Source organism: Rouxiella silvae (assembly GCF_002093625.1).
GTDB classification, from domain to species: domain Bacteria; phylum Pseudomonadota; class Gammaproteobacteria; order Enterobacterales; family Enterobacteriaceae; genus Rouxiella; species Rouxiella silvae.
In genome coordinates, this window is record NZ_MRWD01000060.1 from 14,991 (window position 1) to 33,172 (window position 18,182).

At 50.3% G+C, this 18,182-nt stretch carries 17 protein-coding genes; 4 read left to right on the plus strand and 13 right to left on the minus strand.

Translation table 11 applies throughout. The features are described 5' to 3' along the window. Both sdhD and sdhC read right to left on the minus strand, forming a co-directional pair. Nucleotides 1-348: a succinate dehydrogenase membrane anchor subunit gene (gene sdhD / locus BS639_RS20250; RefSeq protein ID WP_055777308.1), complete on the minus strand. Its 348-nt coding sequence runs from the start codon at nt 346-348 to the stop codon at nt 1-3. Nucleotides 349-354: 6 nt separating this feature from the next. Then, nucleotides 355-744, minus strand: a complete 390-nt coding sequence (gene sdhC / locus BS639_RS20255; RefSeq protein WP_055777305.1) for a succinate dehydrogenase cytochrome b556 subunit — start codon at nt 742-744, stop codon at nt 355-357. 810 nt (nt 745-1,554) lie between these two features. Here sdhC and BS639_RS20260 point away from each other — a divergent pair. The 3 genes from BS639_RS20260 (at nt 1,555) to BS639_RS20270 (ending at nt 5,540) form a co-directional block, all read left to right on the plus strand. Beyond that, on the plus strand, nt 1,555-2,841 hold the full coding sequence (locus tag BS639_RS20260; protein WP_055777302.1) for a citrate synthase: 1,287 nt from the start codon (nt 1,555-1,557) through the stop codon (nt 2,839-2,841). A 175-nt stretch (nt 2,842-3,016) separates the two neighbouring features. Beyond that, complete coding sequence (locus BS639_RS20265) at nt 3,017-3,475, plus strand: hypothetical protein (protein WP_139804156.1); 459 nt, start codon at nt 3,017-3,019, stop codon at nt 3,473-3,475. Between the two features lie 100 nt (nt 3,476-3,575). Next, entirely contained in the window at nt 3,576-5,540 is a 1,965-nt protein-coding gene (locus tag BS639_RS20270) for a C48 family peptidase (protein ID WP_139804157.1), read from the plus strand. A gap of 43 nt (nt 5,541-5,583) precedes the next feature. Here the strand turns inward: BS639_RS20270 and nei are convergent, their stop codons facing one another. The 5 genes from nei to pxpB are packed head-to-tail and all read right to left on the minus strand — an operon-like array spanning nt 5,584 to nt 9,389. After that, nucleotides 5,584-6,378, minus strand: a complete 795-nt coding sequence (gene nei / locus BS639_RS20275) for an endonuclease VIII (RefSeq protein WP_084984150.1) — start codon at nt 6,376-6,378, stop codon at nt 5,584-5,586. Further along, nucleotides 6,378-7,028, minus strand: coding sequence for a pyroglutamyl-peptidase I (gene pcp, locus BS639_RS20280; RefSeq protein WP_084984151.1), 651 nt, complete (start codon nt 7,026-7,028; stop codon nt 6,378-6,380). The genes nei and pcp overlap by 1 nt, the downstream gene beginning before the upstream one ends. Nucleotides 7,029-7,082: 54 nt before the next feature. Next, nucleotides 7,083-7,820, minus strand: coding sequence for a 5-oxoprolinase subunit PxpA (gene pxpA / locus BS639_RS20285; protein ID WP_084984152.1), 738 nt, complete (start codon nt 7,818-7,820; stop codon nt 7,083-7,085). Further along, entirely contained in the window at nt 7,810-8,739 is a 930-nt protein-coding gene (gene pxpC / locus BS639_RS20290; protein ID WP_084984153.1) for a 5-oxoprolinase subunit PxpC, read from the minus strand. Before pxpC ends, pxpA begins: the two co-directional genes overlap by 11 nt. Next, entirely contained in the window at nt 8,733-9,389 is a 657-nt protein-coding gene (gene pxpB, locus BS639_RS20295; protein WP_084984154.1) for a 5-oxoprolinase subunit PxpB, read from the minus strand. The genes pxpC and pxpB overlap by 7 nt, the downstream gene beginning before the upstream one ends. Nucleotides 9,390-9,614: 225 nt before the next feature. Here pxpB and BS639_RS20300 point away from each other — a divergent pair, with 225 nt between their 5' ends. Next, nucleotides 9,615-11,084, plus strand: a complete 1,470-nt coding sequence (locus BS639_RS20300; RefSeq protein ID WP_084984155.1) for an MFS transporter — start codon at nt 9,615-9,617, stop codon at nt 11,082-11,084. Nucleotides 11,085-11,094: 10 nt separating this feature from the next. On the opposite strand, the gene BS639_RS20305 is transcribed toward BS639_RS20300, so the two are convergent. The 6 genes from BS639_RS20305 to BS639_RS20325 all read right to left on the minus strand — a co-directional run. Continuing rightward, nucleotides 11,095-11,838, minus strand: a complete 744-nt coding sequence (locus BS639_RS20305; RefSeq protein ID WP_084984156.1) for a type 2 GTP cyclohydrolase I — start codon at nt 11,836-11,838, stop codon at nt 11,095-11,097. A 65-nt stretch (nt 11,839-11,903) separates the two neighbouring features. Further along, nucleotides 11,904-12,914 (minus strand): MBL fold metallo-hydrolase, encoded by a 1,011-nt coding sequence (locus BS639_RS20310; RefSeq protein ID WP_084984157.1) that lies wholly within the window; start codon nt 12,912-12,914, stop codon nt 11,904-11,906. A 59-nt stretch (nt 12,915-12,973) separates the two neighbouring features. Continuing rightward, nucleotides 12,974-14,413, minus strand: a complete 1,440-nt coding sequence (phrB, locus tag BS639_RS20315) for a deoxyribodipyrimidine photo-lyase (protein ID WP_084984158.1) — start codon at nt 14,411-14,413, stop codon at nt 12,974-12,976. 21 nt (nt 14,414-14,434) lie between these two features. After that, nucleotides 14,435-15,388, minus strand: a complete 954-nt coding sequence (locus tag BS639_RS20320; RefSeq protein ID WP_084984159.1) for a YbgA family protein — start codon at nt 15,386-15,388, stop codon at nt 14,435-14,437. Next, nucleotides 15,385-15,555, minus strand: coding sequence for a hypothetical protein (locus BS639_RS25065; RefSeq protein WP_194977401.1), 171 nt, complete (start codon nt 15,553-15,555; stop codon nt 15,385-15,387). The genes BS639_RS20320 and BS639_RS25065 overlap by 4 nt, the downstream gene beginning before the upstream one ends. 37 nt (nt 15,556-15,592) lie before the next feature. Next, the coding region (locus tag BS639_RS20325; protein WP_206601172.1) for a chitinase at nt 15,593-18,182 on the minus strand (2,590 nt) is incomplete at its 5' end.

Sequence of the window (18,182 nt, forward strand, 5' to 3'; positions counted from 1 at the left end):
CTACGCTCCCCACACAACTATTGTTCCATAAAGTAGATAAACAACCAGCGTCACGACGATGGCAAGCTGCAGCACCAGTCGTAAAGCCAAATGTTTTACATAGTCAGTTAACACCTGCCACATACCGATCCAGGCGTGAACCAGAATCGACAGCAACGTCAGCAAGGTGAATACTTTAGTAATGGAGGAGGCGAAAAAGCCGTGCCAGACTTCGAAGTTGATGTCCTGAGCCATAACGACAAAGCCCAGAATATAGAGAATATACAGGGTGATAACGATTGCTGACGCACGAACTAGCAGCCAGTCATGAACGCCATTACGCCCCAATGCAGAAACATTGTTTACCATTCTTTTTTACCCTACAAAGACGCCAGCCAACACAGAAAGCAGCACAGTAATACCAATCGCGATATATGCCGACAGTTTACCCACAGCCAAACTCTCTTCGATAACGCCAAAGTCCATCAGCAGATGGCGGATACCGCCACATACGTGATAGGCCAAAGCGGTTAGTATTCCCCAAAATATGAACTTGACGAAGAAGCTGTTCATGATGGCGGCAGCGTGCGCGAATCCTTCCGGAGAGGAAAGAGACGTACCAAGCAACCAAAGGAGGATACCGACAGCAACGAAGGTTATTACGCCGGAGACGCGGTGTAAGATGGACGCTATCGCAGTTACGGGAAACCGGATCGTTTGCAGATCCAGATTGACAGGTCTTTGTTTTTTCACGGTTTTGCCCACACAGCCCTTAGAGCCTGTTCATAAACATCCTGCGGGGTACAGACAACGCAAAAAGAAGCGGTAAAGCCGGTTTACATGGTGCAAGTGCAAGAGTAAAGGGGCATTTTGTGCTTGTTTTAACACAGCAGACCGAGCGCAGTATATCTTGAATGGCGCTTATTATTTTCCATCCTCCGGCCTGGGCGGAAATCAGACAGCGTTAAGAGCCAAAGGCCCTTCACGTCACGCGCTCAAACATCGACATCCACTGTGCTTAAACGGCGCGTTCTATTTAACGCTGGGTGCTCCTACTACAGGGTGTTCCGGAGACCTTGGAGGAGTATAGGATGATCACATTCCTATTACAATTCCCCTACAAAATGTTTGGTCACTTTTCTGCGAAACAGTGATTCGCGTCGCAGTTTCCATATTATACACAAAATAAATTATGTAGTTTGACATTACGTCAACAATTCTATTACAAATAGATAATGACTCACCCCTGCGGCTTACCCCAGATCAACACATACGCTTCCCTGCGACGCTGACTTGTGCAAAAGTGTACGCTGTGTATGCCCTCATACTTGTCGTAGGTATTGAGCAAAGATATCGAGTCGATAACAACGATGAAATACCGCCTGTCCGCCAAAAGCTGCTCGTAGTGGCAGTAAGACGGCTTCGCCCTGCGCTGACTTTGTACGCCAAAACGCGCGGTGAAGACCTCAAATTATAACGGCGGAGATTTCACCTGCAGGCAGTACCGGGTTCTGCAACCAGACCAAGGACAGCGTTGTTGGAGATTATTAAAATAAGGCGCTAAGGAGACTGTAAATGGCTGATAAGAAAGCGACACTTACCCTACCGGGTCATGATCCTATTGAACTCGACGTGCTATCCGGCACATTGGGCCAAGACGAAATTGATATACGCCCCCTCGGCTCAAAAGGTTTTTTCACCTTTGACCCTGGCTTTACCTCTACCGCATCCTGCGAATCTAAAATTACCTATATCGATGGCGATGAAGGCATTTTGCTTCACCGCGGATTCCCCATTGACCAGTTGGCGACGGAGTCCAACTATTTGGAAGTGAGCTATCTGCTGCTGCACGGTGAGCCACCGACGCAGAAACAGTACGAAGAGTTCAAAACTACCGTTACCCGTCACAGTATGATCCACGAGCAGATCACTCGACTGTTCCACGGCTTCCGCCGTGACTCGCACCCAATGGCGGTGCTGTGTGGCGTAACTGGCGCACTGGCGGCCTTCTATCACGATTCCATCGACGTCGAAAACGAGCGTCATCGTGAAATCGCTGCATTCCGCCTGCTGTCGAAAATGCCGACCGTTGCAGCAATGTGTTACAAATATTCTATCGGCCAGCCGTTTGTTTATCCGAAAAACGACCTGTCTTATGCCGGTAACTTCCTGCACATGATGTTTGCCACCCCGTGCGAAGAGTACGTAGTGAACCCGGTGCTTGAAAAAGCCATGGACCGAATTCTGATCCTGCACGCCGATCACGAACAGAACGCCTCAACCTCAACCGTGCGCACCGCCGGCTCTTCGGGCGCCAACCCATTTGCCTGTATCGCCGCGGGTATCGCCTCTCTTTGGGGACCGGCACACGGCGGCGCAAACGAAGCCTGCCTGAAAATGCTGGAAGAGATCAGTACAGTTGATCACATTCCAGAGTTTGTTCGCCGCGCCAAAGATAAAAACGACTCCTTCCGCCTGATGGGCTTCGGTCACCGTGTTTATAAAAACTATGACCCACGCGCCACCGTAATGCGTGAAACCTGCCACGCCGTGCTGGAAGAGCTGAACATGAAAGACGATCTGCTGGAAGTCGCCATGCAGCTGGAGCACATCGCGCTCAACGACCCGTATTTCATCGAACGCAAGCTCTATCCAAACGTTGATTTCTATTCAGGTATTATCCTGAAAGCGATGGGAATTCCTTCGTCGATGTTTACCGTTATCTTTGCGATGGCGCGAACTGTTGGCTGGATTGCCCACTGGAACGAAATGCACGACGACGGCATCAAAATTGCCCGTCCTCGCCAGCTGTATACCGGCTATGACAAGCGTGAGTTTAAATCTCAGGTTGGCAATAAGTAATGCAATACCTTAAATAACCGAATGTTTTTTAAAACATTTATTAGGCGAAATAAAAAAGCATCCGATGGGTGCTTTTTTTTAGTTTAAATTTTAATTGTTTTAACAAAATAAGTGCATAAGGATTGTTTATCTAAATAAAGGCATAATAGCCGTCGAATATTATTTGGAGACAATAATGAACCGCTACTTATCCAGAGCCGCCCTGATATGGGGATTGGTGTGTTTATCTCTACTTTACAACGGATTACCATCAGAGCTAATTTTATCGTGGATGATGCATACTCAACAGTCCGTACCGCTTTCTCATCTGCTTTTAAATGTGGCAACGCACCTGCTTCCTTCGCTAATGCCGCTATTTTGTTTTATCATTTTTACTCATAGTAATTTACGTAAAAGATTCATTTTATCTATACCCTTTGTTATATGGCTGGCGAGCCATTTTATCATCGCCACTGTGTTCTATTTCAGCCTCGTAAAGAGTGGCAATGCCCCCCTCTATATTGAAAAACTTTCCACAAGCCTGTGGCGGATGATAGACATCTACTGGTCTTTACGTACCCTTGGCTCCGCCGTGGTCATCATCGTGTGCAGCTATGCCTTTTGGCGAGAACAGTTTAATAAAAGTAGTCGTTAATTCGCATAGTGTAGTAGTTTCTAAATAAGCGGTTTTTGCTACCTGTGCGCCTGGGAGAAGTACCATAATTGGCTGTTATTACCAACCTGGGGAAATAAGAATGATTCCATTAAATAGTCTATCCAGAAAAGCTAAAACAGTACTTAAAGAATTTCCGATAATTCCTGATTTAGTTAAAAATCATATATCGAAATTTCTGAAAATTAATGATGTCAAGCCATCTTCTGATGTCATTAAATCTAATAAACAGATTAATAATTTACCAAAAAATATCTTTCATGATTACGAGTTACCCCCTTCTTATGAACCTACTTTTCCTCGAGGAAGAAAACTGCCTACGCCGCCTACAACACCTTCACTGTTGCGCTCATGCTCGATTTCTTCTTTTTTAGCTATAACTAGTGTGTACCCACCAGAGAATCAACGCCCACCAACTCATCCTGTAGATTATGATTTGGGTAACGAAACAGTAAAAAGTGAATTGGCAGATAAAGATACGGTCAAAAAAACTATTCCTAATAACCCCGTAAATCCCAAAAACGATTCGTCTTCGCCAAACAGTCGAATGGCTTCTTCATTGAATGACGGGCAAATCAACCGACCACTCCACCTCAAACCAAAGGGACCGGCTCCACTTCCACCAATACCCGTGCAGCAGGAAAAAATGGATCCACAGATTCCTACCGTCCCTAAAGGATTATTTCAACCAAGGATTGTACCAAAAACGCAGGATGTTTCTACTCCACAGATTTATTCTGAACCATTAGAAGTTATTGAGAATTTGTACTCGGAAGTTGCTGATCCTGATCCTATACCTATATACTCGCAAATAGGACCTAAGTTTCCTTCCTCGATACCTCCAAAGTTAGAGACTGATCATTATTCGACCATTGATGACTTAGAATCGTCTGCGGTTCCTGAAACCAAAGCTCTTAACTCCTATGAAAGATTTAGGACTGAGAAGCTAAAAGATTCAATGAAAGATTTAATAATACCAAAAAAATTCCTAGATTTAAAAAAACTAGTTCTTCGTTTGGATCCCATTTTTGATGAAGTTCTTTGGCATACAGCCATAGACAGTCTTTTTACCGGTGCCTGTGGTGGCAAAGAGTATAATCCAACAGAGGCGAAAAAAGCTGAAACCTTCCTGTTTGAATTATATACGGGTAAAGTTGACTGTAAAAACCTTGAAGAAACTCAGGCACAATTAGTTGATAAAAGCCTGGATATGTTTGAAAAAATACAATATCAAAATGCCTTTGTTCAGAGTCGAAACGACAATAAAACCGAACTTGCAGATAATCATCCAGATAAGCCTTCAGAAATACTGTGGGAAATCCCTGCCAAGCTGCTTTTAATGGCGGGCTTTCAGCCGACACAAGAACAAGACATAGACGTCAAAAAGGAAATTGCACATAGATTAAATCGCAGTACTAATCTTAAAACATATTTAAACGATAATAATTCCGACCTCGACAAATCGTTCCTTGAAAACAATCGGTTTATACAGGCTGCCGAGCTAAACGCCGTAGCAAGTCACTTAAATAATGAAAAAGGGAATCGTGTTCGTTTTCATGATGCGCTCTCTCCTTTAACAGATGGTTCAGAACATGTAATAGACCTTCATACCATCGACACGTTTACAAAAACGTTTAAAACGAACTTCGCGCCTATTCTGCTAGAACAACATTGGTATTTGTTCGGCACGATAAAAAACGTTGACAATACCCGATCTGCGTTAGTTTTCGACAGCAAAAATGGTGGTAAACATAGAGAAGTGGCTCAAGAATATTTCTCTTCATTAGCCACAGTGTGTGGGGTCACAGGGGGGCCAGAATTTATCAGTGAAGATCTACAAGAAAACGCGCCTAATGCCTGCGGTCTGTTTGTTGCCAAAGCAATGGAAGCATTGACTGAAGTCAAAAACAAAAAATATGCAGAAAAACTAAAAGAAAGGGTCCAGCATTTCCAGAAACAATCAGTGGGTTACCAACAGGCATTTAACTGGAGAGGTAGAGCAGAATTGTTTGACACACTGAATGAAAACATCATCCATCAAAAATGAAGCCATGTACGTTAAAGCAAGATAGTCTGATTATAAGGGGTTTTCACCCCTGACACCCCGGACAACTAAAGAATGGCCGTGAAGATACAAAGGTTTTTACTATCGTCTCGCCGCAGCGTTCACAGGGTTGGCCCTCGCGTGCAAAAACCTTAAAACGGAAAAGTGCACCGTGATGCACATTTTCGTCCATAGTCCCGCGCATGGCGTAGGAGTGGCGAGCAATAGTCAGGCAGGCATCGGCCAGCGCATCGAGTTGTTCATCATTGAGACTGGATGGTTTATGCGAGGGAAGCAGTCTGGCAAGCCAGAGGATTTCTGCACGCAGATAGTTGCCTAATCCTGCTAAAAAGGCCTGATCCAACAGCATTCCCCCCAGTTGACGCTGACGAAAACGCGGAGAGGTCAGGCGAGCCATCACCTGCTCGGGTGTTAGACTCTCGTCAAGCACGTCCGGCCCGATCCGCTGTAAAAACGGATGCTGATACACCTCTTCCGTTGGCCATATTTCAATCTCAGAGGCGCTATAGAGCAGAATAGCGCTGTCAGGCGTGGCGAGTTTTACCCGCAAAGAACGTTTGCCATGATTGATAACATCGCCCGGATTAAAGACCCGCCAGATCCCGTACAGCTGATTGTGTGAATACAGTGTGAGGCTATTGCTAAAGTGAGTCAGCAGCGCTTTACCACGCGTTTCAATACCTTTAACACGCTGGCCCACCAGCGCGGATTGATAAGGCTGTAAGCTCGGAAATGCAAACCAGACTTCCGTAAGAGGTTTATCCAGCACCGCGTGCTGCAACTGGTCCGCGGCCCTGCGGATCTCGGGTCCTTCAGGCATTAGTGCGTGGCTCCTTCTGCAATAATCAAGTCCTGCTCGGTGTGTAAGGCAATGGCGATCGTCAGTTCCAGCGCCTCGAGCAACGTCTGTGCTGACATGCTGGCAGTGCCGGTGTGCAACGCCGCCTGCTCTGGCAAATAGGGCACGTGAATAAATCCACCTTTCTTCACCCTGCAATCGCTTTGCGTCATACGGTGCAGCAGGCCGTACATCACGTGGTTACAAACATAAGTGCCCGCCGTTTGCGAAACAGACGCCGGAATGCCCGCTTCACGCAGGCCATTAACCAGTGCTTTAAGCGGCAACTGAGTAAAATAGGCCGCCGGACCGTCCTTAACAATCGGCGCATCAATCGGCTGCTGACCGTCATTGTCGGGTATACGTACGTCATCTACGTTAATGGCTACGCGCTCGATACTAAAATCTACACGTCCACCCGCCTGTCCGACACAAATCACCATCAGCGGATCGGTCTCGTCGATCGCCTGGTTCAACGCCTCAATGGCCTTGCCGAATACGCAGGGCAATTGACGCACCGCCAGGCTAACGCCAGACAACTGTACATCTTGCAATTTTTTAACCACTTCCCACGATGGGTTAACCCGATCGCCGCCAAAGGGTTCAAAACCGGTGACCAAAACTTTACGCATTTTTCTTCCTCAGGCGCAGAGACTTCTTATGCGCAAGCTATTATCTTTCAGGGATTACTCGGCACTGACCGTAATTTTTTTCTCGGCAAACGCAGCTCGCAGACTGCGGGCGAAGGCCAGCGCGTGCTCACCGTCGCCGTGCAGGCAAACGGTGTCCGCCTGCACCGGGACATTGATACCGTCGCGGCTGACGACGTGTTTATCGAGGATCATGCTCAATGTTTGATCAAGCGCCAGTTGATCGGTTTCGATCATCGCATCAGGCTGGCTGCGCGGCACCAAATTGCCATTACTTTGGTAGCGGCGATCGGCAAACACTTCCTGACGCGTCTCCAGACCCAAACGCTCACCGGCGCGAATCAACTCACTGCCGGCCAGCCCCACCAGCTTCAGGGAGGCATCAACATCGCGAACGGCGCGCGCAATGGCGTCTGAAAGTTCAGGGTCGGTCGCCGCCTGGTTATAAAGCATGCCGTGCGGTTTAACGTGCACCATTTTTCCCCCTTCGGCGCGGGCGATGGCCGCTAAGGCACCAAGCTGATAAACCACCTGCGCATACACCGTTTCCGGCGGCAGCTGCATGGCGGTGCGGCCAAAGTTTTCTCTGTCGGGGAAGCTCGGATGTGCGCCGATGGCCACGCCGTACTGAATGGCCCAGCGCACGGACTGACGCATAGTTTGCGCATCTCCGGCGTGAAAACCACAGGCAATATTGGCCGAACTCACCAGCTGCAGCAGCGCTTCGTCGTTTTCACACCCTTCGCCCAAATCGGCATTTAAATCAACGCTCATGCAGACCCCACTTAATTTGTTCAATAAATCGATTCTGTTCACTGCTGGCCTTTAGCGCCTCTTCCACCGTGCACTTCACAAAGTGGATTGGCATACCGAGACGAATTTGTGCCAGGTTATAAAGGTCAGCCTCAATCACACAGGCAATGCGCGGATAACCGCCGGTAGTCTGCGCGTCGGCCATGAGCACGATCGGCTGGCCACCGTGCGGAACCTGCACCACGCCTGGCACCAAACCGTGCGAAAGCATTTCGCGCTGAGTTTCTCGCACCAGCGCATGACCGTGCAGGCGATAACCCATACGATTGCTTTGCGGGCTGAGCTGCCACGCGGTGCGCCAGAAGGATTCACGGGCATCTTCACTGAATTCGTTATATTCCGGGCCAGGCACGGCACGAATGCGATTACCAAACAGCAGCTGTTTGACGCCGGTTGATTTTGTCGGCTCTCTGAGCGGCTTACCGGCCTTCAGTTCATCACCGTCTTTTAATGCTCGCCCTTCAAAGCCGCCAAAGCCCGCCTTGATATCGGTACTGCGCGACTCAAGAATCTCATCAACCTTGATACCGCCCGCAACCGCCAGATAGCTGCGCATGCCGCGCATCGGCATTTTCATAGTCAGAACTTGTCCAGCCTTAACCGGATAGCACCAGCCGGTCCATAGCGACTGCCCGTCAAGGGTGGTATGACTGCCTGCACCGGTCAGCGCTATCCACCCTTTTTTAGTAAATTTGACGCTGAATTGGCCGAGGGTTATTTCAAGGCCTGCGGCGTTTTCATCGTTGCCGACCAGCAAATTGCCTATGCGCAGCGCGGGCGCATCGAGTGCACCGGACTGGCTAACGCCCAGTTGACGATAGCCGTTACGGCCAAGGTCCTGAACGGTAGTCTGCATCCCCGCACGTAAAATTTTTAACATACGCCCTCCTTCTGCGGCACAAAGCGAACCCGATCGCCGGGGCGTAACAGGGTGGGTAAACGGCTGGCGGGGTCAAACATTGAGAGCGGCGTATGGCCAATAAGCTGCCAGCCACCGGGCGTTATTAGCGGATAAATTCCGGTCTGACTGCCACCGATGCCAACGGTTCCCGCCGGGACCGACAGGCGCGGCTCACGATGACGCGGCGTGGCCAACGCGTCGGGCATACCGCCCAGATAGGGAAAGCCGGGTTGGAAACCAAGAAAATACACCACGTATTCAGCGCCGCTGTGGCATTCAACGACCTGACTCGTACTCAGGCCGGTATGGCTGGCGACGCCGTCGAGATCCGGGCCACCTTTGCCGCCGTAAACCACGGGAATTTCAATCAGGCGAGACTCAGGTTCAAACGCTTGCCCCTCTTCCCACCAGGTTTGCAGGCGCTGAATGGCGTCGAGCGCCGTGTTTTGCGGATCGTTAAGCAGCACCGTTAAATTGTTCATGCCTGGGATGACTTCTTTTACGCTGGGATACGTCTCAAGACGCTGGGCTAATCCCCAAATTCGCTGCTGGCTGGCCAATGAAACGGGCGGATCCAACTCCAGAACGACTGCGCGCTCACCTAACAAATAACACCGTGCTCGTTGCACTTAATGACTCCTAAGCCACAGATAATATACAAATTAAGATAACGCTATTTATGGCACAGATATAGACCCAAAGTCATCGAGGTTGTAGCCTTGTTTACGACGGTGCAACAATCAGCTGCTACGCTTTAAGGGTAAGGCCGCCTGTGTGTCTGATGTTTCTGCAAAACTCGATGTGCCTGGAAGGCATGAAACAGCGGGTTTTGCCTCATTTTAAAGGGAGAAACAGTGAAAAAGACCTTCGGCGTTTTTTTTCCACTCTATACCACCACGTTGTTGATGCTGCTTGGCTCCGGCCTCCTCACTACTTACATCTCACTGCGTTTAAGTGCTATCCACGTTAGCGGTGCCATGATTGGGGCCATTATCGCCGCCAACTATATTGGATTGGTGATCGGTGGCAAGGTGGGCCACTTTCTGATTGCCCGTGTGGGACATATTCGCGCCTACGTTTCCTGCTCGGGGATCATTACCGCGGCGGTAATAGGCCACGGGTTGACCGACATTATCCCGGTTTGGGTGGTGCTACGCCTGATTATCGGGCTGTGTATGATGTGTCAGTACATGGTGTTGGAAAGCTGGCTGAACGACCAGTCGGACTCAAGCCAGCGCGGCGTGGTATTTGGATTTTATATGGCGGCGTCGTACCTCGGTATGGCACTCGGTCAAGTGGTGTTGATGCTACAGACTGACCTTGGTATGAGCACGCTGCTGGTCATTGCGCTGTGTTTTGCGCTCTGTCTGGTACCAATTGCGCTCACCACACGCACCAAAGTCGGCCATATGTCACCGGCTCCGATGGAGCTAAAATTCTTTATTGGTGCTATTCCTAAGGTGCTGGCGATTACGCTGGTGATTGGCATGATTGTGGGGTCTTTTTACGGCATGGCGCCCCTCTACTCAAGCCAGCAGGGGCTGTCGACCCAGCAAACCGGCCTGTTTATGGCACTGGCGATTTTTGCCGGTCTGGTGGCGCAGTTTCCGCTGAGCTGGCTTTCGGACCGCTACAACCGCAACCTGCTGATGCGAATTAACGCCATACTGCTGGCGATTGCCGCACTGCCGTTGGCAATTTTCAGCCACATCTCTTTCCCGCTGCTGCTAGTCGTAGGATTTGTGGTCAGCCTGATGCAGTTCACCCTCTACCCGCTGATTGTTGCGCTGGCCAATGACATGATTGAGCCAGAACGTCGCGTGTCGCTCTCTGCCTGTTTGCTGATGGCATTCGGCGTCGGCGCCTGTATTGGCCCCTTGGCGGTGGGTGCACTGATTGAACCGCTGGGCGGCAATATTTTGTATGCTTTCTTTGCGCTGTGTGGCGCAGCGATTGTCGCGCTGAGTCGAAGCTCGGCCGTGGAAGAGCAGACCCAAATGGCGCAGGATGCGCCGGTTCCTCACATCGCCATGCCCGACAGTCTGAGCAGCTCACCGCTATCGCCGGCACTTAACCCTAACTTGGACGAGCAGATGATTCAGGATCAAATGCCCGCGCCAGAAACTGCCGAGCAGGATGAGCCTGAAGCGGAGATTATTGAGGCAGAAATTGAACCGGAAAGACGCTCACAGGGTGCCGATCCGGATGCGGACACCGGTCTGCAAAGGGCATTTATTCTGCTCGAAGACAGTGATTTCCCCCCGTCGGATACGCCTGAGGCGGATAAAAAAACTGTGCCGCCCAACGCAGCACAGGGTCGTTGAGGAGAGCGATTCAGGCAGGATTGTCGATATCAATAAACGTAACGTCTAAACCGTGCTCTGCGGCGAGCCATTCGCCCAGAGCCTTGACGCCGTAGCGTTCACTGGCGTGATGTCCGGCGGCAAAGAAGTGCAACCCCATCTCCCGCGCAATGTGAATCGTTTGCTCAGAGACTTCACCGGTAATGAAGGCGTCCACGCCAAAATCAGCGGCCTGCTGGATGAAGCCCTGACCGCCGCCGGTGCACCACGCCACCCGACGGATAATTTTCGGCCCGCCTTCCGCGCTGTGCAACACCTTGCGTCCGAGCTGCTGCTCGATGCGCTGATGAAAGTCTTCAGCCGCCATGCCCGCGGAGAGTTCGCCATAAGGCACCAGCGGCATAATTTCACCTAACACTTCGATTCCCAACAGCTTCGCCAGTTGAGCGTTATTACCGAGTTCTGGGTGTGCGTCCAGCGGCAGATGATAGCCATAAAGGTTAATATCGTTGAGCAATAACGTTTTCAGACGGTTGCGCTTCATGCCGCGCACTGCCGCAGGTTCGTTTTTCCAGAAATAACCGTGGTGGACGATGATCGTATCGGCGCTGTGCGCAACCGCCGCGTCCAACAGTTTTTGGCTGGCCGTTACGCCCGTCACAATGCACTTAACCGTGCTGCTGCCCTCAACCTGCAGGCCATTGGGCGCATAGTCTTTAAAAGCATTAACCTCAAGCTTTTGGTCAATAATCTTCTCTAATTCAAGGTTATTCATCACATTACTCATTAAAATTATTGGCTAGTTCAGGCGATGCTTTTGAAATGCTTGAGACTGCTGCACTAAAAATCCTGGCTATCGCCCTGCTGCATAAAGATAAAGTTTACGCCGAGGCTGTTGCCCTGTTCAAGCTGACGGATAATTTTGGCGCGCGGGTCGTCTCCGGCAGTTAGCGAAGGTTTCATATGGCTAATCACCACTTTCAGGCCCTTCAGCGAACCTGCGCCGCCCGCAACCTGCTCAAGGTTTTTCAGCTCACCCAGCAGTAGCGCAGGTGTAAGATGTCCAAACAGCTGGCTATCGGACATGCCGTTGGCATAAGAGGTTTCTATAATCATGCCTTTCAGACGCTGCTGCTTAATCTCGTCGCCGAGCACACGCCAGGCCGCATTTAAATCACGGGATTTTTCCTGCTTATCGGCACCGGTATCACCGAAATAAGCAAAGGACTCGAGCTGCTGGTTTTCTTTCGCGCTACTGACCAGCAGCATTGATGAAGTGACCCCGCCGTGGCTAAGCGGATAGATAACGCCGTCAAGCCCGCTCAGACCAAGAGAAAAGCGCTGACCAGGCCTTGGCGCATTCAGCCGATAGGTACCCAACCGCTGTCCGCTGCCGGAGTCGCTGAAATTAGGCCACACTCGCCAGTTGAAATAGTGCTGACGCAGGGTGTCGATGGTATCGGCAGAGCCATAAATGGGCTTTTTAGTGTCCTGAGGGGACGCAATTATCAGACCCGCGAGGTGGTCGAGATGGGCGTGACTAATAAAATAGCCACTGATAAGATTACGAAAAACGGCTCCCTGTGGCGTAAGCGGCGCAGCGTTTTGCACTGTGACCTCGGGGAAACTGCCTTTTTCCAGTGCCTTGCTGATACCCGGCAATACTGATCCAGCGTCTAGCGCCAGGTAGCGTGTTTGTGAATCGCTGCGGATCAGATAAGAGGTTAAATTGCCCTCCTCTACGCCGCCGTTTACGCCGAGCGCGATGACCTTAAAACCTGCGCTCGCTCCCGGAACCGCGCCAAGTCCGGCGCCTAAAAGCAGCGCCGCTTTCCAAAATGCCTTTGCCATCACATCGCTCCATGTTGTGCTGATGATTATCAACGTGCCTGCCGACTCCGGCAGACACCTTAATCTTCAGCCTGAGCGCGATTTTTGGCTGCCTCAAACGCGGCCAGTGTATCCTTACGCGCCCGGGCGTGATCGATAATTGGGAAAGGGTAGTCTAGCACGCGCCGCTGTTTTTCAGCCCAACGATGTGGTTGATGAATATCTCTTTCTGGAACATCACTCAATTCAGGCACCCAGGCTTTGATAAAACGACCCTGCTTGTCAAAGCGTTCGCCCTGTGTGGTCGGGTTAAAGATGCGGAAATAAGGTGCTGCATCGGTGCCGGTAGACGCCCCCCACTGCCAACCGCCGTTGTTGGCCGCAAGGTCGCCGTCGACAAGTTTTGACATGAAGTAACGCTCGCCGCAGCGCCAGTCGATCAGTAAATCCTTCACCAAAAAACTCGCCACGATCATCCGCAGCCGGTTATGCATCCAACCGGTGGCGTTGAGCTGACGCATGGCGGCGTCGACGATCGGATAACCGGTTTTACCCGCCTGCCACGCCTGTAAATCATCGGGCGCATCACGCCACGTTATGCCTTTTGTCCACTCAATAAACGGCTGGCGTTTACACAGTGATGGCCAGGCCACCAGCAGATGGCGATAAAACTCTCGCCACACCAGCTCATTGAGCCAACCAAAAGCGCCGCCGTCGGTTTTCTCCAGCACCTCAGGGTTTTCAGCCCGCAGACGATTCAAACACTGGCGTGGAGAAAGTACGCCAATCGCCAAATACGGTGACAGCGTACTGGTGCCGTCAACAGCGGGGAGATCGCGCTGCTCAAGATAATCCTGCACATTTTCACGACAGAAACGCCGCAGCCGGTCGCGCGCCGCCTCCTCACCAATCGGGAAATCGTCACCCACTTCCTGCTGAGGATAATCAAACGGTGACAGCTCGGCAGCTTCACCCGGATGCGAATTTTTACGCGCATGCGGTGCAGGCAAAGAGCGGCAGTCCGACTCGCTCAGGCGCTGCAAAAAGGCACGCCGAAAAGGGGTATAAACCTTATACATGCTGCCTTCGCCGGTGGTCACCGAACCGGGCGGCAGCAGCAGGCTGTCATTGAAACGCTGAATTTGAACCTCGGGCGACAGCGCCTTATCGACGGCGGCGTCACGCTCGACTTCATTAATTTCGACCTGATCATTGTAAAAAAGCGCATCAACGTGATGTTCAGCGGCAAATTTCACCAGCCAGTCAACGCTGTCTGAAAACAACTCGCACTGGTGGTAATAAAGCGGGATGCCGCGCTCTGATAGCGCACCTTGCAGTGCCTGCAGATGCTGATAAATAAAGGCCGCCTGACGAGGCGCCATATCATGTTTGCGCCACTGCGCCGGAGTGGCAATAAACACCGCGATGACAGTAGCGTCTACGTCTTCGCAGGCGGCAGAAAGCGCGCGGTTATCAGTAACGCGCAGGTCGTTTCTAAACCAGACCAGATGGGTGGTCATGACAGTGCATTCCTTGTGATATCAGTGCCCATAGCGCAGGCGCAGCGCTTCAGGATAAGGCTCGAAGTAACGTTGCTGCTGCAAATAGGCGTCAGGGTATTCATGCATGTAATGCTTAAGCAGCGTGATAGGTGCCAGCAGTGGCTGCATCCCCTGCCGATAGTGGTCTATCAGACGCGCAAGCTCCTGCCGCTGGCCGCTGTTGAGCTGCTTGCGGAAATAGCCCTGCACGTGCATCAGCACGTTGGTGTGGTTGCGGCGCGTGGCTCGATGGGTCATCAGACTCATCAGCCTGTTGCGGTATTCGACGAAATACGCCTCCAGCGAATCCCATTTGTCCATTGATGCCACAAAGCGGCCAAGTTCACGATATTCAGGCTGAGAGTGAGCCAGCAACGAAAGTTTGTAACGGCTGTGAAACGCCATCAACTTGCCGCGACTGAGTCCCGACTCATGAAGCATTTTCAACTCATAGAGGGCAAAAACCCGTTCAACAAAGTTTTCACGCAAAATAGGATCGTTAAGGCGCCCGTCTTCCTCTATCGGTAACCAGGGCAACTGTTTTTGCAGTTCGGCGGTATAGATACCCACGCCAACCTTACTGTTGTCTTTGCTGTTTTCACGGTAAACGCGCACCCGCTCCATACCGCAGCTCGGCGATTTAGCACAAAGAATGTAGCCACAAAGATGGGTCAAGGCGGCAACGCGCTTCTCTGAATAGCGCTGCATTTTTTCGGTGAGATCGGTATCTGGGCTGTTGCTGAGGCACATGTGAATACCGTCCTGCATGTCAACCAAACGCAGCGCCGGGCGTGGCGTAGGCAGGCCAATCGCCATTTCGGGACAAACGGGTTCGAAACGTACAAAGGGGGCCAGTTGCTCAACGGCAAAGGCCAAACGTTTGTGGCCGCCGTCAAAGCGAACTTTCTCTCCCAGCAGGCAGGCGCTGATGCCGATCGGAATTTTTTCACTCATGTACGACTCCAGACGTTTTGCTTTCCATAGCCATGGAACAGCGCTTTATTACCTTCCTTAAAGTTATACACAAAAATCACTTTGTACAAGTTTATGTAGGCAAAGATACCTTGCGTATCGTCTGAAAAACAAAAAAACCAGCGGATTTCTCCACTGGTTTCGGTCATTCTGTATTGCTTAAAAGCGATTATTCACAGAAAGAAATTATTTACAGCCGTCAACTTTCTTGCGCCATGCGCCGTACTCACCTTCTGTACCAGGCACATTGGTAGGTCCCGCCCAGTTATTGTTGACCCACACTTCACCCTGGTATTTCACCTTGGTACATCGCTTGTCATAGGTGCTGGTTTTGAGCCACTGCGGAATATCATCACCCGGCTGTGGCTTATCATCCGTTTCAGCGGGACTCACTATTAGCACCGTGGTGGTAGCAGTAGATAACTGTGTTTTATTGTTGGTGACCGTCAATTCCAATACAAAACCTTGAACGGAAGTGACCAGTGGAGCTTCAATATTTAGCTGGTTAGTCTCGGTGCCGGTAACGTGGGTCAATTCTTCAGGTATACGCCACGCGTAAGTAAACTCACTCTCTGGGGTCATGTCAGAAACGGTCGCCAATACCTGCGCAGTTTTACCGCTTATAGCATTGAACTGGCTGGCTAAAGTAATAACTGGCGCAGTTGGATTCGCTTCACTGGCAACCTGGACAGCAACGGTATCGGTACTGGTACTGGTTGCCTGTTGGTCATCGGTCACTGTCAACATAAACTCGTAGCGGGCATTTTGAACAGGCTTAGCAACATTAAACGTCGCGCGCTTGGTGTTGGCACTCTCAAGGATAACGTCTGGGCCGCCTACCTGTTTCCAGGAATACGTCAGAACACCGCCGCCTTTAATGGTGCTCTTGGAGCCATCGAGAACAATCGCCGATTCACCATTAACATTTTGCTGCATTCCAGCATTCGCCTTCACGACGTGCACTTCCTCAACCGGATTCGTTGAGTCACTGGCGAACGATGAGAACGTTTGGCTAAATGCCAACTTCGGTGCCTGAGAATCGGTCAAGCCGCTGGCTGAAGAATCAGCACGACCTATCGCGCCCGGTTTGTCTCGCTGCACGGACCACTCGCTTAGCATGCCTAACTTTTTGGCTTTAGCGTCTTCAAGAACTAATCTGGCATCAGACAAGTAAAAAACTTCACCCTGAGCGTCATTGTAACCAATCATTGGCGTGGAGCCGATTTTGCCATAAATCTGCTCAATGCTTAGGCCAGGGAACAGATCCATTTGTTTAAGCTGTTTTGCCGTAGCCTCAACGGCATCCACTCCACATTGCCCCTGAATATTGTCTTCTTCGCCTTTAGAAGCAGGACATACGCCTGGGCCGTAATCCATGGTCATCAAGTTAACACCGGCAACCTCTACGCCTTGATCTTTGGCATTCTGAAGGATGGCCTTCCCATTGGTCAGACCGGTTGGTAATACGGCCAACGTATACCAAACGTCAACCTTGCGGCCTTCTTCTTGCCATCTTTGCTGAACAATTTTCAGCGCATGATTACGGCGTTGAATGGATTCCATGTCTGCCGACCAAGGTTGCTCAACGTCAAAGTCCAGCTTGGTCAAATTAAGGTTTTCAACCACGTCATAATACTGCTGCGCCAAATCGTCCGCATTTTTACAGGCAGAGGCTAACGGGAAACTGTTTGCACCGCCAAGTGAGACCATTACATCGCCACCGGCTTTTCTCAGCGCCTTTATTTTGGCGTACTGTGAGTAATTCTTGACCGGATAGCTCGTCCCCCACGTCGGCAGACACTGGTTAGCACTGTTCGCGACAATAAAGGCCAAGGTGTAATGAGAAATGTTGTTTTGCTTTTTCAAATTTGCCATATCAGTGATATTTTCAGCACCGACGGCAAAATCTACGTAAGGAGCATAGAACTGGGCAGGCCAGGCGGGAACTTTGTCACCGACCAATTCCTTCGTATTTCCCCAATTCGGGCTGACGCGCCAAGGCGTTGGGGAAAGAGGACGAATACCTTTGACCTCGTTTGCGGTGATATAAATCACGCCGCCAAACTTAACCAATGAGTTAGAAGAATACGTATGCTTTACATCCAACTCAGGCGCATTAGCTAATTGCTCGGCAGTTGCAGCAACGTATTTACCCAACGGTTTCCACGGGTGACCATTACTTCCGTTTGACTGATTCGATGCAAGTGAAGGGTCATTACCTTCACTGAAGAACACGGCCTGGTAAGTTTGTCCATCTTTAAATATTTTATCACCGCTGTGATATTTTTTTGAAGGCTGCCACTCTTTTAAAGCAACATAGCGAACCCAAGGATTAGATTGGCTCGGGGCAAAACTGTTGGCTGGAATATCCTGTAGCGCAATATACTCCACGCCGTTAACGGCAACTTTATCGCCTTTATCATAATCTTTATTATTATCAAAGGCAGCGATAACCGTCTCAGGATGGGTATCATTTTTGCTGTCCGCATTATCACAGGTCGTTGGGTTACCGAACTCGGCTATCTCATCAGCACTTGCCGCTTTTACCAAATTCCACGCAGAAGAACCCTGTCCTGAATTATGTCCCGGACAATCGGATGGATTAGCGTACCAGCCGTTGGTATAAATATTACCATTAAAAATAACTTCAATTTTTGAATTTGTGTCTTGATGATCCCATGCTTCGAGAGCCATAGCCGATGAGCTTGCGCCAATCATTCCCAATGCCAACAAACCCAACGTCGTTTTATTAATTTTCATATAAACCTTGTTATAT

Excerpts from the sequence above, each read along its gene's own strand:
- sdhD (WP_055777308.1), bottom strand. The coding sequence starts at position 348 with ATGGTAAACAATGTTTCTGCATTGGGGCGTAATGGCGTTCATGACTGG.
- BS639_RS20260 (WP_055777302.1), top strand. The coding sequence starts at position 1,555 with ATGGCTGATAAGAAAGCGACACTTACCCTACCGGGTCATGATCCTATT.
- BS639_RS20265 (WP_139804156.1), top strand. The coding sequence starts at position 3,017 with ATGAACCGCTACTTATCCAGAGCCGCCCTGATATGGGGATTGGTGTGT.
- BS639_RS20270 (WP_139804157.1), top strand. The coding sequence starts at position 3,576 with ATGATTCCATTAAATAGTCTATCCAGAAAAGCTAAAACAGTACTTAAA.
- nei (WP_084984150.1), bottom strand. The coding sequence starts at position 6,378 with ATGCCTGAAGGACCCGAGATCCGCAGGGCCGCGGACCAGTTGCAGCAC.
- pcp (WP_084984151.1), bottom strand. The coding sequence starts at position 7,028 with ATGCGTAAAGTTTTGGTCACCGGTTTTGAACCCTTTGGCGGCGATCGG.
- pxpA (WP_084984152.1), bottom strand. The coding sequence starts at position 7,820 with ATGAGCGTTGATTTAAATGCCGATTTGGGCGAAGGGTGTGAAAACGAC.
- pxpC (WP_084984153.1), bottom strand. The coding sequence starts at position 8,739 with ATGTTAAAAATTTTACGTGCGGGGATGCAGACTACCGTTCAGGACCTT.
- BS639_RS20305 (WP_084984156.1), bottom strand. The coding sequence starts at position 11,838 with ATGAATAACCTTGAATTAGAGAAGATTATTGACCAAAAGCTTGAGGTT.
- BS639_RS20310 (WP_084984157.1), bottom strand. The coding sequence starts at position 12,914 with ATGGCAAAGGCATTTTGGAAAGCGGCGCTGCTTTTAGGCGCCGGACTT.
- phrB (WP_084984158.1), bottom strand. The coding sequence starts at position 14,413 with ATGACCACCCATCTGGTCTGGTTTAGAAACGACCTGCGCGTTACTGAT.
- BS639_RS20320 (WP_084984159.1), bottom strand. The coding sequence starts at position 15,388 with ATGAGTGAAAAAATTCCGATCGGCATCAGCGCCTGCCTGCTGGGAGAG.
- BS639_RS25065 (WP_194977401.1), bottom strand. The coding sequence starts at position 15,555 with ATGACCGAAACCAGTGGAGAAATCCGCTGGTTTTTTTGTTTTTCAGAC.